Genomic DNA, 14,946 nt, shown 5'->3' with positions numbered 1-14,946 from the left:
ACGGTGGTTCAGCGCTCGTTGCTGCCTCCAGTTCACAGGGAATGTACCGCTTATGAAACTTCACGCACTGAGCAAAGCCATCACCCTCGCAACGCTGCTGTCTGCCGCCAGCCTTGGCGCCATGGCTGCGGACATCCCGCTGTCTGCCGTTGTGGAGGCGGATCAGGTCATCACCAAAGTTGTCTCGGTCGATGCTGCCAAACATCAGGTCGTCCTGGAGGGGCCGGAAGGTCGTCAGGTCCATGTGCAATTGACCGACAAGGCCAAAAACCTCGGCAACTTGAAAGTCGGCGACCAAGTCGATGTCAAGGTTACTAGCGCTGTCGCCGCCTATCTCGACACCGATGTCGACAAAGGCCTGCCTGGCACCGTCGAACGCGCTGGCGAAGTCCGCGCAGCCCCCGGCAGCGACAACCCGGGCGGCGAAGCCTACCGTCAGGTGCAGGTCCAACTGAAAATCACCAAAATCGACGTGAAGAAAAACCAGGTAACCTTCGAAAACCCCGCCGGCCAGTCCAAGACCGTTGACGTCGTAAGACCCGAAGTTCAAGCGAAATTGAAAGACCTGAAAGTTGGGCAGAGTGTCGTTGTGACCTATACCGACATATTGACAGTGACCAGCAAGCACTGAAGTTGAGAATTAGCTCTATATGTTGATTGTTCTTGTACAACTTTTCTGTATAAGAACAATCAGTTTTAATGGTCTAACTGGTGAGTTTTGGCGGTCTTTAAATAGTATTTAGGCCGACATTTAATCAATGTTGTTTCGATAAATTTCATGTTCATATACGCGGACTTATTCGAAACTTTCTATTAGAATACTTCCCGTTCGCCCAGTGTCAGGGCTCTTTACCGGTGCATGGATTGCCAGGCCATTACACTGGGCGAACACCTTATCGACGTGCGATACACACCTGCAGCAATACGTTAAGATGCGCGGCATTTTGCAGATCAAGGAAGAAAACGGCTGCCGCCGTTCTGACACGGATGAAACCACTCTCCCTCTACCACCCGGCGCTTTACTGGCTCCGCGTGTGGCAAAAAAGACTGTTCCGGCAATTGGCCTGGCGCTTCTCCCGCAAGCAATACGCTGTTTCGCTGAACACCGTCTCCCGCTTGCCATTTCGCTATCTCAAGCACACCTCCAAACTGATCCGCAAACTCGGCAACTCCGATCTTGCCCTGCAACACAACAAAGTCATCAACCTGAAACTGGCCGTCGCTTCGATCGACGGCGTCGTCATCGGCCCTGGCGAGTATTTTTCATTTTGCCGCCTCGTGGGTCGACCCACCTGCAAACGCGGCTATGTCGAAGGCATGGAGCTGTCATTTGGTGAAGCACGCAGCGGCATCGGCGGCGGGATCTGCCAACTGAGCAACCTGATTCACTGGATGGCGATTCACTCGCCACTGATCGTGGTTGAACGGTCGAACCACAGCTTCGATCCCTTTCCTGACGAAGGGCGGGTACTGCCATTCGGTTCCGGGGCTGCAATCTTTTACAACTATATTGATCTGGTGTTGCATAACCCGACCGATCGCCATTTTCAGTTGAAGCTGAATGTCGCCGAGCAACAGTTGGAAGGGGAGTTGTTGTGCGATCAGGTGAGAGAGTTTCGGTATCACGTTTATCAACTTGGGCATCGGTTTGTGCGAGACGGTGGCCGGGTTTTTCGGGAGAACGAAATATGGCGGGAGGTCAGGAGCAAGGGACAGGAGAGTCAGGTGTTGAGGAGTGAGCGGCTTTATAAGAATCGGGCGGTGGTTAAGTATGAGGTTGAGGAAAGTTTGCTGACTTGAAATGCATAAAAACGGGTGATCGTTAGATCGCCCTTTTTTTGGGCGTCGGTTGGAAAGTTTTTCATGGTGACGCTCTTGAATCAACGGAGCCGCAAAGCGGCATTTGCATGCCTTGATCGTGTTCGGTCTGTCAAAACTGCTCGCTGAGATTGCAGCGGTAGTATTGCAACAATATTGACGGTTCAGTTCCTGAAATAAAGCTCATCCAGTTGTCGTCTCCGAATCAGCAGGTATTCCTCCCAGACCTTGGGGAAATCCTCATCCTTGCGGTCCTTGCAAAACCAGATTCCAGCCTTCGGCTGAGAGTGTAAATCATCCATTTTTTCGGGCTTTTATGTGGCCACTCCACGATCTATTCTTGGTTTAAAAATGAGCAACTCGTCTACCTCGCGATTCCTGCAGCGCTTAACAAATTCCAGCGCGGCGGTTGAGTTGGCCAGGTACAAATCATGAGTAGCTCTATCAATCTGATCGTACTCATCGTAGTCCACCATGCGATTGCTCACGGGTATCGAAATGTAAGGTTTTCCTGATACCTCTTCGATGCCGATCGTGAAGCGCTCACCTGTATTGATTTGTGTGTCGTTGAATATCATCTTTAAAAGAAGAGTTCCAGTCGTTATTCATGGGTATTGCTGTCCCACCCAGACAATGACCCTTGCCTTCAAAAAACAGGAAGAAAGCATCGTCATAGCAGTAGCCGATCAACTTGGGTCAATCAGAACTATGGGGCTACTGCGGTACAAGATCCTTTTCCGCAATCACGTAGTAACTGCGGACTTTGTGGGGCTGTAAGAAAACCAGATCAAGCATTGGGTTGCTTTGTCGGCGTCATCCATCCAGGCCGATTCTTTCTTGTCCAACTCAGTCATTGTCCCCGCCGCACCGGCGCGATAAAACATCAGCCAACCGTCTCGACCTTCGTTGACGATCAAGTAGGTGTGCCCATGACCTTCGACGGTCAGCGACCAACAGCCGAAGTAGGCTCGTTGATCCGAGTAATCAGTGATGGTGAATCCGGCACGTTGAACAGCGTTTTGCAGATCGGGGTAAGGCATGTGGTGGAGTCCTGTCCGGGGTGAAAGCGCTGATTGAAGGACCAACAGGGGGTACCAACGTTTATCTGGGGCAGTTAACTACCAGGGCGAGTGGGCTTTTAGCCTTGACTTGAGACCGGCTAATGGGTGTCCCGTTTTTTTGTCGCCGTTGAGGAAACTTCAATTGTTATTTTTCGTCCCTCACCACGTAACGGCCGGGATCGGTCCAGATGATCACTCTGAATCCACCGCTCAGCACCCCGATATCTCTGAGGTGTTTAAAAACCTCAGCAGGGCACCACTCACGTCCATGAGCAAAGCAAATATCCAGGGTTCGCAGTTTGGCAAAAATATTGGCCTTGATGGCATCATCCGAGCTTGAAATTTTGTACTCGCCAACGTTTGTTTCTTGGGAAAAACCAAGGTCGAGCAACGTATTTTTCAACTCCGTATCAAGTAGCTTTAATCGGACGTAACCGCCATCTGCTTGGGTGACATAGGCTTTGACTGAATGATTATTCACGTACAGTCCTCATTTAATATCGACGAACGCTAAGCGAGCCAATTTTCGCGCTCAACGTCAGGACAAATACCTCTTCGGATGTGTATCGCGCCGCTTCTATAAAGTCCAGAAGCCACTCCACGTCCAATGCCGCGAATATCGCCAACCACTGAGGTCTTTTCGCTTTGCAAGCTGGCACCGCTGTCCCACCCAGTCCATGACCCTTGCCTTAAAAAACAGTGTTAAAAAGGGACACCCATTTGTTTGCTTTCTATTTCCTTGATATCAGCTAAAATTTTTCTAGATCAAATCGGCAACCATTTGCCTTTATTTGAGACAGAAATTGGTCAAGGCTAATCACAGGCTTTCCAGCATTTTGGTTGGCATACTCTCTACGTAGTAGTCTGAACAGTTCGCCGATTGTTTTTTTGTTTCGCTCAATAAGGCTAGCTATTAAGTCAAAGCGATTTTCGGACATGAATGATGTGTCGTTCCGAATCAAAAAGTAACAGCTTATATTTAGCAGCAAGGAATCGGCATCTTCGTAACTGCTCCGCAACGATGTTAAGTATTTACTGAATGCCTCAAGTAGTATTTTATTTGAGTTGTCTTTAGATTTTAGATATCCGCAGACCCCTTGCCAGTTGTTAATATAGAGATGGTTTCCCCAGTCAGGGTCTCGCGAAAAATATTGTCCTTGACCTTTGAAAAATTCTGACGGTTCATTGTGTTCTAGTGCGATCTGAAATTTGGTTTTCATTGGGGTTTTTCCCAGTCGTCAAAGTTTTTCAATAGCGTTCCCACGTTACTATCATGGGTGATGCTTTCAGATCCGATCTGCGCTGCTTCTTTGTTCCGCTTTTGGTAGCTAAAATGGGACTAACTAAAAGGAACGGATTTATTTTTGTGAGTTCGTAGAAATGAATCTGTCCCCCTTTATCTCCTTTAACCCGCACTCGTAATACATTGTGGCATTCGATTTTTTATGGTTGCAGGTTTCTCAAATTTTTTGGTCCACCATCATCGGCAAGCTTTGTTATGCGTCGATTGTAAGTTTCAATATCCTGTGCATTATTAATTTTATGAATCTCTTGATGCAGAAATTCCATGCATTTCGCAATTATTTGTTTTTCGTTGTTTGATAGGTCGCGAATTAGATCAAGCCCGTTTTCAGATAAGATTGGGATCTTTTTTCGCATGTAGTAGTAACAGCCTATATTTTCGAGAAGATCGTTTGCATCTTCTATACTGTTTGTGATGGTTTTTAGGTATTTTTCGAACGCATTTTTCAGGGTTGCAACTGGATTTTTTTGTGTTTTGAGAAACCCGCAAAGGTCTTGCCAATTAATGACGTGTAGCTGGATTCCCCAGTAGGGGTCTCTCGTAAAGTAAATGCCACTACCTCTGAAGTATTCCGGGAGTTCATCTCTGTCTAGCGCTTTTTCGAAATTGCTGATTATTGAAGTTGCTCTCAGTCATTGATCTCCTGTTTAAAGAGCTTTACTAAAAGGTCAGATTTGTTTTTGTGGTCGTGTGGAAAATACATCTGTTCACTTTTTTCTTAAAGAGCCTCAAGTTCGATGGTGCAGCCGTTGCTTTTTAATTTTTGAATTTCTTGATCGAATGAGTAATTTGGTAGGTCTTTGTTCTTTATGTCGTACTCTTTTCTTAAGAGTCTAAACAGGCGACCTATGTTTTCTTTGTTTTTTGTCTCGAGGCTATCAATAAGGTCATAGTTGTCGGCCGATAAAAATTTAAACATACCTCTTGCTATGTAATAGGCTGCTATGTTGGAAAGTAGACCTTCAGCATCTTCGTAGTTTTCATCCAAGTATCGAACGTACTCTTGAAATATAGTTGTCAGTAGGCTCTGCGCTGCGTTTTGGGTTTTTAGTACACCGCACATCTCCTGCCAGTTGCTTATGTAAAGATGGTCGCCCCATTCGGATCCTCTTGCGAAATAGATGCCATCGCCTTTGAAAAAATTGGAAATTTCATGCTGATCTAAGGCGGTTTCGAACGTGGTTTTCATTGAAGTTTTTCCCAGTCATCAAAGTTTTTCAACAGCGTTCCCACGTCACTATCATGGGTGATGCTTTCAGATCCGATCAGCGCTGCTTCTTTTGTTCCACTTTTGGTGGCGCCCCCTGGAACCCATTCATTCGGATACGCACCATTTTCCTTTCCATTAGGCATCTCATAGCGGAATCTTGGGTCGTCAGGCTTGATTCTAACGATATAAATGCCGTCACCTTCCAGACTTTTCGCTCCTAGGTTTAGCTCGTTGTTTAGCACTCTCCAATCGTTACCCGCGGCTCGATATTTTGCGACAACGTCTTCCATTTCGGAGGACAGCCCCACAAACTTTCGTTGCGGAAAGCTTGGGAATTTCGAGCCTTTGATCCAGCTTTCAATCACCACGAAAGATCCTCCCTCTTTTGCAAAGAGTTCCCGGTGTGCGCTGACGTAATTGTCTGGGAGATAGTCCCCAGGGTTTGGCGGCCGATCCGACTTATTCATGTCAATAATTTCGTCGAATTTCTCCTGTGACATCGGCAAATGATCAGGTTTTGTAGCATTTGCGGAGTTACTAGGTAACTTGCAGTCGGGGCCAGGACACCCCGAGCTCAACCCCAACGGATCCACCCACCCCGTAGGGTTAGGCACGTACTGGTAGTTGTTCAACCCACCTGCAAGCTTGATCGGATCCGGCGTCAAATACCGCCCAGTGCCCGGATTGTAGTAGCGATGCCGGTTGTAATGTAAGCCCGTTTCCGCATCGAAGTACTGACCCTGGAAGCGCAGCGGGTTGTCGATTTCGGCAACGTCGAGGGTGGCGAGGTTGCCGTAGGCGCGGTATTTCGCTGACCACATGATCTCGCCGCTGTAATCGGTGAGTTCCTGTGGTGTGCCGAGGTGGTCGAGTTGGTAGTAGAACGGCTCGGCTTTTAGCGGGCCTTCGCCATCGAGCATCGCCAAGGGGCGGAAGGTGCCCGGCTCGTAGATGTAGCTGCGATAGCGGTTGTCCGCGCTTTCGGCGATGAGGCGTTCGCCTTGCCACAGGAATTCCGTGGTGTGACCGTCGACGGTTTTGGCGATACGACGGCCGAAGGCGTCGTACTTGTAGCTCGCGATGCTGCCACCCGGGAGGCTGACTCCGATCAATCGGTGCTGGCAGTCGTAACGGTATTCGGTGACAAGCTTTTGCCCGGTGCCGCGGCGTTCGCGGATCTGGTTGCCGTAGGCGTCGTAGTCGTAATGGCGATCACCCTGCATGAGCAGGCGGTTGCCTTTGACGTTGGCCAGGTTCGTGGTTGGCTGGTCGCCTTGACCCAGGAGGTTGCCCGCCGGGTCGTGTGCAAAGCTTTCCGGGGTGGTGCCACGGACGTTGATCAGGCGGTCGAGCGGGTCGTAGTGGTAGCTGCGGTTGCCTTTGCGACTGTCGTCGATGCCGGCGAGGTTGCCATTGGCGTCGTAGGCGTATCGACGCTGGAACAGGTTTCGGTCTTGCTGACTGACACTGTGAGCTTGCAGTCGGCCTTGTTCGTCGTACTGGTATTGGCTGAGCAGCAGACCTTGTTGACGCTGCTGTTCGCGACCGGCGCTGAACTGGTGGGTGGTCAGGCGCGAGCCGTTGAGATCGATGCTGCTCAGGCGTCCGCCGGCTTGGTGACGGTAGTCGAGTTTGCTGCCGTCGGGGAGACGGCTGTGGCTCAATTGGCCGAGGTTGTCGTATTCGTAACGTGTGGTGCCCCAGCCCTGGTGTTCGGTGATCATACGGTCTTGCAGGTCGTATTCGTAGGCGAGGGGCCAGTGGCCGTCGTCGACGCTCACGAGGCGACCGAGGGCGTCGTAGCTGTAGTGAACTTCTTCACCATCAGCCAGGGTTTTCACCAGTAAGCGGCCAGCGGTGTCGCGTTGGTATTCGGTAACCAGTTCGCTGCCGTCGTCACCGAATTCGGTTTTCTTCAGCAACTGACTTTTGAGGTCGTATTCGTAAGCGGTACGTCGACCGTCGAAACCGGTTTCCTGCTGGATCAGGCCGTTCGGGTAATAGTCGAGGTGGTAGTGCTCGCCACGTTGGTTTTCGATCTCGCTGAGCAGCAGGCGCGGGTTGTCGTAGCGATAGCGCAGCTGGCTCCCATCCGGGTTGATGCGGCGGCTGACCAGGTGCAGGTTATCGGCGTATTCGAAGCGGGTGACGCGACCCAGTTCATCACGTTCGGCGGTGACTTTGCCGTAGGCGTTGTAGGTGTATGCACGGGTTGCGCCACCGGGCAGGGTGATTTGCGCGAGGCGGTTCGCCGCGTCCCATTGGTATTGAGTGATCGCGCCGCTTTCGTCCTGGCGAGTGATTTGCCGCCCTAACGCGTCGTAACGGTACTTGCGCTGACCGCCGTCCGGCAGCTGTTCTTCGAGCAGTTGGCCGAGACTGTTCCAACCCAGCTGATGACGGCTGCCGTCGGGGTGGCGGATTTCCAGCAAGCGGCCCTGACGGTCGTAGCTGTAATGGGTCGAATTGCCGTCTGGGTCGATTTGTTCGGTGATGTCGCCTTGGTCGTTGCGCCAGTATTTCCAGGTTGCCGGACCACGGTTCACAACGCGGACGAAGCCGCGGTAGTACTCGTAGGTAGTCGGTGCATCTTCCGGTGGAATGACCGCGACCAGTCGACCTGCTTCGTTGTATTGGTATTCGGTGACGGCGCCGAGTGGATCTTTCTCCGCGATCAGGCGGCCCTTGTCGTCGTAGGCCTTGAGGTATTCCGCACCGTCCGGATCGACTTTGGCGACCAGTCGAGCCTTATCGTCGTGGGTGTAGACCTCTTCGCTGCCGTCAGCGTTGGTAACCGTGACGCTGCCCTTGTCATCCCAGACGTAATGCGCGTCCATCTGCGAGAAGCTTGCCCAGTGATGGATGCAGCGCGCCGATTTACCTTCTTTTTCCCATTCCCAGTAGAAACTGGCGCCCCCGGCCAGTTGACGCTCGAGAATGACGTTTTGGTCGTTGTAGGCATAACGCTCGGCTTCACCGGCAGCGTTTTTGGCTTCGATCAGGCGGTGCTGGGCATCGTAGCCATAGGTGACCAACGTCTGGATGGTGCTCCAGGCATCTTCCAGATTGTCAGCCGGGCTGAACTGCTGATGGTCGATGGCGACGATGTGCTTTCGATCGTAACGCACGAGGAGCGCGCGCCCGGCACCGTTATCGACACGTTTGATTCGACCGTGGATGTCACGAGTAATGTGCAGGCGATTGCCATAATCGTCACTGATGGCAATCAGCGTTGCGCCTTTGGTGTTGTAGCGGAAGTGGTAGAACTGGGTGCGTTCACCGGCTTGGGTGAGGATTAGTTCGGAGGGGTCATCACCGAGGAAAATCGCCGCTTCCGACAGGCTGTTGGTGATCGCCGGGCGCTGCACACTTGGCAACGGGAAGGTGGTGACGCGGTTTTCGTGGTCGGTCCAGATCACCTCGTCGCCGTTGATGTCGACGCGTTGCGCGAGGGCGTGGCTCCAACCGTAGCCGAGGCCGCAGTCGATTTCCGCAGCGCTGGTGCGATAAAGGCGCGTCCAGCTGAAGGGCAGCAGACCGCCGAGTTCGCCGTCGGTCAGGGTCAGCAGTTCTTCGCCAGTGACCATCGATACGGGGCAGCCATTGGTGCAGGTTTTCTTGGCGCATGTGGCGCTTTTGTCGTCAGGTGTTTTCGACTGAGTAGAAACGTCGTCGATCTTTTCCTTTGGCTCCAGAACGAATTGTTTTTCTGCTTTCTTACGAGCAAATACAGAGGCGTTTTTCTCCAGCAGGGTAGGCGTGTCGCTGGTGATAGGCACTGGACCTTTGGCGGTTGCCTTAGTCGCTTGTTCGATTTTCAGTGCGGCCTTTTTGGCGGCATTCATCGGCACGCCTTGCGCGCTAGCAACAAGGGGTTTCACGGTTTCACCGTGAGCCTTCAAGGCGTGTCCCTTACTCGTCGCCAACAGTTTTTCGGCAAACTCTTGCAGCATTTGTACTGCGGTACCCGATTTGACTTTGACCAAGGTTTTTGTGCCAACACGAATCGCCAGCCCGACGCCACCGGAAAGACAGATCCCCAGCACCACGTTGATCAGAAAGGAAGTGCTGATGGCGGTAATCACTTCCACACAGACTTGCGGCGGCAACATGCCGACCCACGCGACAATGGCCGAGAGATAGATGAACATCAGAGGCTCGTCGCTGAGAATCAGCAGCCCGGTAGCAATGGCCTCTTTCGACGCTGAATAGAGTTTTTTTACCTCGTCTTCATTCAGGTACTGGAGAAGTTTCTTCGCATTGTCGACGGGGTGGGCTAACAATTCGAATAGGCTTTTGATGTCATCCCAGAGACCCAGAAGCGCTTTCTCAAGACTATCAAGTGCAGATTTCACCAAAATGACCGAGCGCCCCGACCGGTCAGTTGCCGTGTAGCTCACCCATTGCGGCTGGAACTTGCTCGACCACTCGCTTTTCAACCAGCCGTCAAGATTGCCGATAACACCCTGGTACGAGGCATACAGCGCCTTGACGTTGCTTTCAGAAACGTTCGGGAAAAAAGTAATTCGGTACATCTGACCCGGCTTGCAGCCTTTGATGACTTCAATGCCGCTCGGACCGATATTTGCGGGAATCACCGGGCCGACAACGTCGTATCCGCCGAACATAGCTTTTTTGACGGGTTCGAGCTTGACCGGCGTATTGCCAATGGGCACGTACCGCGCGCTTTCAAACATGTGGATCAGCGTGAAATCACCCATCAACGGACAGGTGGCGTAGGTTTCAACGGGCCCTGTCTTGGTCTTGCGCTCAGTGACGCTGACTTCGTTGCCCACTTTGAACTTTTGATCTACATCCATTGCCCAGCCAGTCCAGAAGCCGTCGGCCCAGGTCTTGTAGTCGCTCAGGCAATTATTGAAATCCTTGAGGATGACATTCACGTCAGGCGTCTTGGCGTCCAGGACTTGAAGGACCAATTTACCGATGGGATCAATCATGACGTGACTTCCTTTGTCAGCTGAGCAGCAAGACGCTCTGCCATATCTTCTGTATTGGATTGTTGGCGCACGAAGCGCTCGACCTTGTGCCGCAAGTTACTTTCGGGGAAGGCGAAGAACAGTTCCGGGCAGTCCTCTCCCAACCACTGCATCAGGTTGTCGACAACGGTGGTGTGGTCTTTTTCCGCCAGCGTGTCGACTAACTTCTGCGGCACCTCCCACCACGGCCAGGCCTTGGCCGGTGGCACTCCCCTCGGTCCCACTTCCAGTTTCTGGCCATTGATCAGGTAGCGGTCGAACACTGGCAAAACTTCACCCGCGCCAGCACCCAATCCTTCAAGAATCGGGAAGATGTGTCGCCCATCCCAGAACCGAAAAAACACCTCGGTGCCATCGGGCATACGCACTTGGGTCAAACTGCGAAGATGTTCGAACACCACATCCGGAGTGCTGGTGGACACCGCCAGCCAGCCCCAATCCTGAGCGTCGGTTTCAGCAATCCACTGAAGGAAACCGGCATTGGACTTCAGCTCGGCGAGGTAGGGCATCACTGGCTGCCAATCGGCGTACGGCGTGCCGCTCCAGATCGGGATCAGTTCAGGCGCCATCTCCTGCTGGTAGAAGGCCTTCAGTGGCTCGGCATCGCTCGCCGCACTGACAATCAAATAAAGACGTTCATTAGCCTGCAACGGCCGTTCCGCCAGCCAATCCTGCGGGGTCAAAAGATCAGATCGCACAAGCACCTGCCTTGCATTTTTCGCACTCTTCACAGAACGGCGCGTTGCGTTTGAGGGTGTTGATCTGCGCCGGGGTCAGGACCGCGCCGGCCTTGTCGGCGTCGGCCTGTTTCAGCACGCCAGGCATCAGTGGTGCGGCGCCGGTGCCGTTGCCGGGGCTGCCACCCGAGTTCATGTTGATCACCGGGCCGCTGAGGGTGACGCCGCTGCCGTCGATCTTGATGAAGCTGCCACCGCCCTTGAGGGTCAGTTCGCTGCCGGCTTCGAGCACGACTTTCATGCCGCTGCTCAGGTGGATTTCCTGGCCGGCTTCGATGAATTGGCCGGTGCCGACCTTGATGTGCTGGTTGACGCCCACGGTGAGGTGGTCGTTGGCGCGGGTTTCGACTTTGCGGTCGGCGTAGACGGTGTGGTGTTCTTCGGCCTTGAATTCGCTGTAGCTGTTTTGCTCGACGGTGTCGTGGCGTTCGTTGCCGACGCGGATTTTCTGATCGTGCTCGACGTTTTCGTCCCAGTCGCGCTGGGCGTGCAGGAAGATTTGTTCCTGGCCCTTTTTGTCTTCGATGCGCAGTTCGTTGTAACCGCCGCCGCCCGGTGAGCTCAGGGTTTTGAAGGTGCTGCGGGTTTTGTTCGCCGGCAGGGCGTACGGGACGACGTTTTCCTTGTGGTACAAGCAGCCGCTGATCAGCGGTTGGTCGGGGTCGCCTTCGAGGAAGGTGACGAGCACTTCCATGCCGATCCGCGGGATGGCGATGCCGCCGTAGTGGGCGCCGGCCCAGGCAGAGGAGACGCGCAGCCAGCAGCTGGTCTTGTCGTCGGCCTGGCCTTCGCGGTCCCAGTGGAATTGCACTTTGACGCGACCGTATTGGTCGCAGTGGATTTCTTCACCTTTGGGGCCAGTGACCACGGCGCTTTGGCTGCCGAGGATGCGCGGTTTCTTTTGCGTTAGCGGTGGACGGTTCGGCACATCCCACGGGGTGGCCTGGAAACGGTTGCGGTAGCCCTGGTGGAAATCGTCTTTCAGCTTGGTGGTGTCGCTGGTGACCGACTCTTCCAGCACTTGCGGCTGTTTGCCTTCGTGGAGGATTTCGGTCAGCAGCCACAGGTCGTTCCATTTGGCTTTCGGGTGTTGGGTAAGGGCCAGGAAGTGGCCGCTGACCAGCAACGGCTGATCGCTTTTGCCTTCGGCGAGCTGGAAGTCACTGCGGTGACGTTCGAGGGCGCGTTTGGCCAGGTGCTTGCCGCGCTCGCGGTCGATGAAGCGACCGGGGTAGTCGTAGTCTTCGAGGTCGGGCAGGGCGTCGCCACGGTTTTCGCTTTCCAGGGTCAGGCGCGGCTTTTCGAAGTCGTAGTCGCGGCGGGTGGTGCGGCTGGTACGGGTTTCCAGGCGCAGGTCGAAGCGCTTGATCACCGGGTCGTTGGCGACCATGCCGGAGTCTTGCTGATAGGCCACGGGGGGGAGTTTCGGGAACACCGTCTGGTCATCGCCGAACACCAGCTTGTGGGCGGTGGCGCTGTGCTGAAAGTGGTAGTGAATACCTTCTTCCTCGCACAGACGCTGGACGAACTGCAGGTCCGATTCATCGTACTGAACGCAGTAAATGCGCTCCGGATAAATCGCCCCGACTTTGAATTCGTAGGCATTGCTTTGGATGCCGTGCTCTTCGAGGACGCTGCCGATGATTTTCGGCACCGTGAGGTTCTGGAAGATGCGTTGGTTGATGCGGTGCGCCAGGTAAGCCAGTTGCGGGCGCAGGGTCACCGCGTAGCGGGTCAGGCGTTTGCCGGAATCACCCTGGGCGGCGCGGTAGATCTGGCCATGGATGCCGCTGCCGTCAGGCGAGAGCTGCAGGAAGGCCGGTTTGTGCAACAGGGTCTCGAGGTCCAGGGACGGCTGTTCACTGACCAGCTCCACCTCAAACACAAAAGGCTGGCTGATGGCTTCCCGACCTTGCAGGGAGAAAACCTGGAAGTCGCTGGAAAGACCTTCAATGGTCAGGGCAAAGTGAGTTTGATTGGCCGGCGCGAACATCCCTTGTTCCTCGTGCAGTGCAGCGGCGCTCGCCGGCACCCGTGCAGGGAGCTTGCGGACGCGAAAATTCTGGAAGGGCGAAAACAACATCGACCAGCAGAGCTGGCCGATGCTTGAGACGGTCGGCCTGAGTTAGGCGACCGGCTGACGCCAGTCATCGGAACCCGAAGTACCAGATACTTCGTGGGTCCAGGTGATTTTGCGGTAGGTGAATTGCACTTCTTCCAGGTGAGTGAAGTGCGAGTTCGACGGGTCCTGGCAGTTGTGCATTTTGTTGTTGATGGCGACGATGATCGCGTCTTCCAGTTTGGTGGTGTAGTAGTGCTCTTGGGTCCCTTGAGCCGAGGTGCGGTACCACTGGATAACGATTTCGCTCATGCGCTCGCCGGAGGTCAGAGCCGCCTGCAGCAGTGGCGAAGCCTTGTCGTACACCTTGGTGATCACGACTGGCTTGTGGACGCGCTGACCGGTCGGTTGGCCGGACTGCGGGTCACGCGGGATGATCACGTCGTGGCTGAAAGCCTGAACCATGACCTGGTCTTCGTGACCTTCCTGGTAGGTGTTGCCAACCGAGTCGGCGGTGAATGCGCCGGCAGTGATCAGACCTTGTTTCTCGCCAGTGACGGACATGTACGCTGGTGTAGCCATGGATGTGCTCCTTGCTAAAAGTTAGGGTGCCCGGGAGGCGGTATCGCCCGGTGGGTGGCTGACTGTTATCAAGGTCCGTGCCAGAAACGGTTAAGGCTATATAAATCAGGTGATTGAGAGGATTTTCAGAGCTCGCGGAGAATCTTCGGCAGCGATCACCTGTGAATGTGCGCAAGAAGTTGCGCAGTACTGCGCAACTTCTTGCGCACTTGGCTGGAGCGCCTGACGGGCCGGGCGATCAGCGCCCCGGAAAGGGCTTTCGCAGTGTCGAGTGCGCAACTTCTTGCGCATCAAGGCGGTTAGCCATCATTCGGTGACCCATCGTCTGATTTGCCGAAAACCGGTATCAGAACCGCTAGGGTGACAGGTGCAACGAATGCTGCAGCCTGGAGGTCAAACTCAGCGCCGAGATGAATGAACATCTGCGAACTCAAGGAGAACGACATGAAAATCCTGATGGTTCTAACGTCACACGATCAATTGGGTAACACGGGCAAGAAAACCGGCTTCTGGCTGGAGGAATTCGCCGCACCGTACTTTGCCTTTAAAGACGCCGGCGCTCAGTTGACCCTGGCCTCACCCAAGGGTGGTCAACCACCGCTGGACCCAAAAAGCGACGAGCCGGACGCGCAAACCGCGGCCACCGAGCGCTTTCGCAAAGACTCCGCCGCCCAGTCCGCATTGGCGTCTACCGCTCTGCTGAGCAGCGCGAGAGCTGAAGATTACGACGCGATTTTCTACCCGGGCGGCCATGGCCCGCTGTGGGATTTGGCCGAAGACAAAATTTCGATCGCTCTGATCGAGGCGTTTTACAAGGCAGGCAAACCGGTCGCGGCCGTCTGCCACGCACCGGGTGTGTTGCGTCACGTCAAGGGCGCGGACGGCCAGCCGCTGGTCAAAGGCAAGCGTGTGACGGGGTTTACCAACACGGAGGAAGAGGCTGTGCAACTGACGAAGGTTGTGCCGTTTTTGGTGGAGGACATGCTTAAGGAGAAGGGTGGTGTCTATTCCAAAGGTGCTGACTGGGCGAGTTATGTGCTGACTGATGGTTTGCTGATTACCGGTCAGAATCCGGCTTCCTCTGAAGCAGCGGCACAAGAACTGTTGGCGAAGCTCCGCTAAATCTGATGTGTAGCAGCTGGCGTAGCCTGCGTTCGGCTGCGGAGCAGTCGTAAAACC

At 54.0% G+C, this 14,946-nt stretch carries 12 protein-coding genes; 3 read left to right on the top strand and 9 right to left on the bottom strand.

Going from position 1 to position 14,946, the window contains the following annotated elements:
- Positions 1–52 precede the first annotated feature (52 nt).
- Together ACMXYI_RS26425 and ACMXYI_RS26420 are read left to right on the top strand one after the other, a co-directional pair.
- Complete coding sequence (locus tag ACMXYI_RS26425) at positions 53–631, top strand: hypothetical protein (RefSeq protein WP_415769810.1); 579 nt, start codon at positions 53–55, stop codon at positions 629–631.
- Positions 632–987: 356 nt separating this feature from the next.
- Positions 988–1,800 (top strand): VanW family protein, encoded by an 813-nt coding sequence (locus ACMXYI_RS26420; RefSeq protein WP_415769809.1) that lies wholly within the window; start codon positions 988–990, stop codon positions 1,798–1,800.
- A gap of 332 nt (positions 1,801–2,132) precedes the next feature.
- Here ACMXYI_RS26420 and ACMXYI_RS26415 read toward each other — a convergent pair whose 3' ends face one another.
- The 9 genes from ACMXYI_RS26415 to ACMXYI_RS26375 form a co-directional block, all read right to left on the bottom strand.
- The gene (locus tag ACMXYI_RS26415; RefSeq protein ID WP_415769807.1) at positions 2,133–2,396 is read right to left on the bottom strand and encodes a hypothetical protein; all 264 of its coding nucleotides are present in this window, start codon (positions 2,394–2,396) and stop codon (positions 2,133–2,135) included.
- Positions 2,397–2,561: 165 nt separating this feature from the next.
- Positions 2,562–2,858, bottom strand: a complete 297-nt coding sequence (locus ACMXYI_RS26410) for a hypothetical protein (RefSeq protein ID WP_415769805.1) — start codon at positions 2,856–2,858, stop codon at positions 2,562–2,564.
- 166 nt (positions 2,859–3,024) lie between these two features.
- Positions 3,025–3,360 carry a hypothetical protein gene (locus tag ACMXYI_RS26405; RefSeq protein WP_415769803.1) on the bottom strand — a complete coding sequence of 112 codons (336 nt, stop codon included), beginning with the start codon at positions 3,358–3,360 and terminating at the stop codon, positions 3,025–3,027.
- A 268-nt stretch (positions 3,361–3,628) separates the two neighbouring features.
- Complete coding sequence (locus tag ACMXYI_RS26400; protein WP_415769801.1) at positions 3,629–4,099, bottom strand: hypothetical protein; 471 nt, start codon at positions 4,097–4,099, stop codon at positions 3,629–3,631.
- A gap of 801 nt (positions 4,100–4,900) precedes the next feature.
- Positions 4,901–5,371, bottom strand: a complete 471-nt coding sequence (locus ACMXYI_RS26395; RefSeq protein ID WP_415769799.1) for a hypothetical protein — start codon at positions 5,369–5,371, stop codon at positions 4,901–4,903.
- Entirely contained in the window at positions 5,368–10,350 is a 4,983-nt protein-coding gene (locus tag ACMXYI_RS26390; protein ID WP_415769797.1) for an RHS repeat-associated core domain-containing protein, read from the bottom strand. The genes ACMXYI_RS26395 and ACMXYI_RS26390 overlap by 4 nt, the downstream gene beginning before the upstream one ends.
- Positions 10,347–11,087, bottom strand: coding sequence for a DUF4123 domain-containing protein (locus ACMXYI_RS26385; RefSeq protein WP_415769795.1), 741 nt, complete (start codon positions 11,085–11,087; stop codon positions 10,347–10,349). Before ACMXYI_RS26385 ends, ACMXYI_RS26390 begins: the two co-directional genes overlap by 4 nt.
- Positions 11,077–13,119 carry a type VI secretion system tip protein TssI/VgrG gene (gene tssI, locus ACMXYI_RS26380; RefSeq protein WP_415769793.1) on the bottom strand — a complete coding sequence of 681 codons (2,043 nt, stop codon included), beginning with the start codon at positions 13,117–13,119 and terminating at the stop codon, positions 11,077–11,079. The genes ACMXYI_RS26385 and tssI overlap by 11 nt, the downstream gene beginning before the upstream one ends.
- Before the next feature lie 132 nt (positions 13,120–13,251).
- Positions 13,252–13,767, bottom strand: a complete 516-nt coding sequence (locus ACMXYI_RS26375; RefSeq protein WP_054051032.1) for an Hcp family type VI secretion system effector — start codon at positions 13,765–13,767, stop codon at positions 13,252–13,254.
- A gap of 444 nt (positions 13,768–14,211) precedes the next feature.
- Between ACMXYI_RS26375 and ACMXYI_RS26370 the strand changes: the two genes are divergently transcribed.
- A complete protein-coding gene (locus ACMXYI_RS26370) occupies positions 14,212–14,889 on the top strand; it encodes a type 1 glutamine amidotransferase domain-containing protein (protein ID WP_415769791.1) in 678 nt (225 codons plus the stop codon).
- Positions 14,890–14,946: the final 57 nt, after the last annotated feature.

It is taken from the genome of Pseudomonas lyxosi (assembly GCF_047758685.1).
GTDB classification, from domain to species: Bacteria; Pseudomonadota; Gammaproteobacteria; order Pseudomonadales; family Pseudomonadaceae; genus Aquipseudomonas; species Aquipseudomonas lyxosi.
This window is presented reverse-complemented; position numbering and strand designations above follow the sequence as displayed.

Excerpts from the sequence above, each read along its gene's own strand:
- ACMXYI_RS26425 (WP_415769810.1), top strand. The coding sequence starts at position 53 with ATGAAACTTCACGCACTGAGCAAAGCCATCACCCTCGCAACGCTGCTG.
- ACMXYI_RS26420 (WP_415769809.1), top strand. The coding sequence starts at position 988 with ATGAAACCACTCTCCCTCTACCACCCGGCGCTTTACTGGCTCCGCGTG.
- ACMXYI_RS26415 (WP_415769807.1), bottom strand. The coding sequence starts at position 2,396 with ATGATATTCAACGACACACAAATCAATACAGGTGAGCGCTTCACGATC.
- ACMXYI_RS26410 (WP_415769805.1), bottom strand. The coding sequence starts at position 2,858 with ATGCCTTACCCCGATCTGCAAAACGCTGTTCAACGTGCCGGATTCACC.
- ACMXYI_RS26400 (WP_415769801.1), bottom strand. The coding sequence starts at position 4,099 with ATGAAAACCAAATTTCAGATCGCACTAGAACACAATGAACCGTCAGAA.
- ACMXYI_RS26395 (WP_415769799.1), bottom strand. The coding sequence starts at position 5,371 with ATGAAAACCACGTTCGAAACCGCCTTAGATCAGCATGAAATTTCCAAT.
- ACMXYI_RS26390 (WP_415769797.1), bottom strand. The coding sequence starts at position 10,350 with ATGATTGATCCCATCGGTAAATTGGTCCTTCAAGTCCTGGACGCCAAG.
- tssI (WP_415769793.1), bottom strand. The coding sequence starts at position 13,119 with ATGTTCGCGCCGGCCAATCAAACTCACTTTGCCCTGACCATTGAAGGT.
- ACMXYI_RS26375 (WP_054051032.1), bottom strand. The coding sequence starts at position 13,767 with ATGGCTACACCAGCGTACATGTCCGTCACTGGCGAGAAACAAGGTCTG.
- ACMXYI_RS26370 (WP_415769791.1), top strand. The coding sequence starts at position 14,212 with ATGAAAATCCTGATGGTTCTAACGTCACACGATCAATTGGGTAACACG.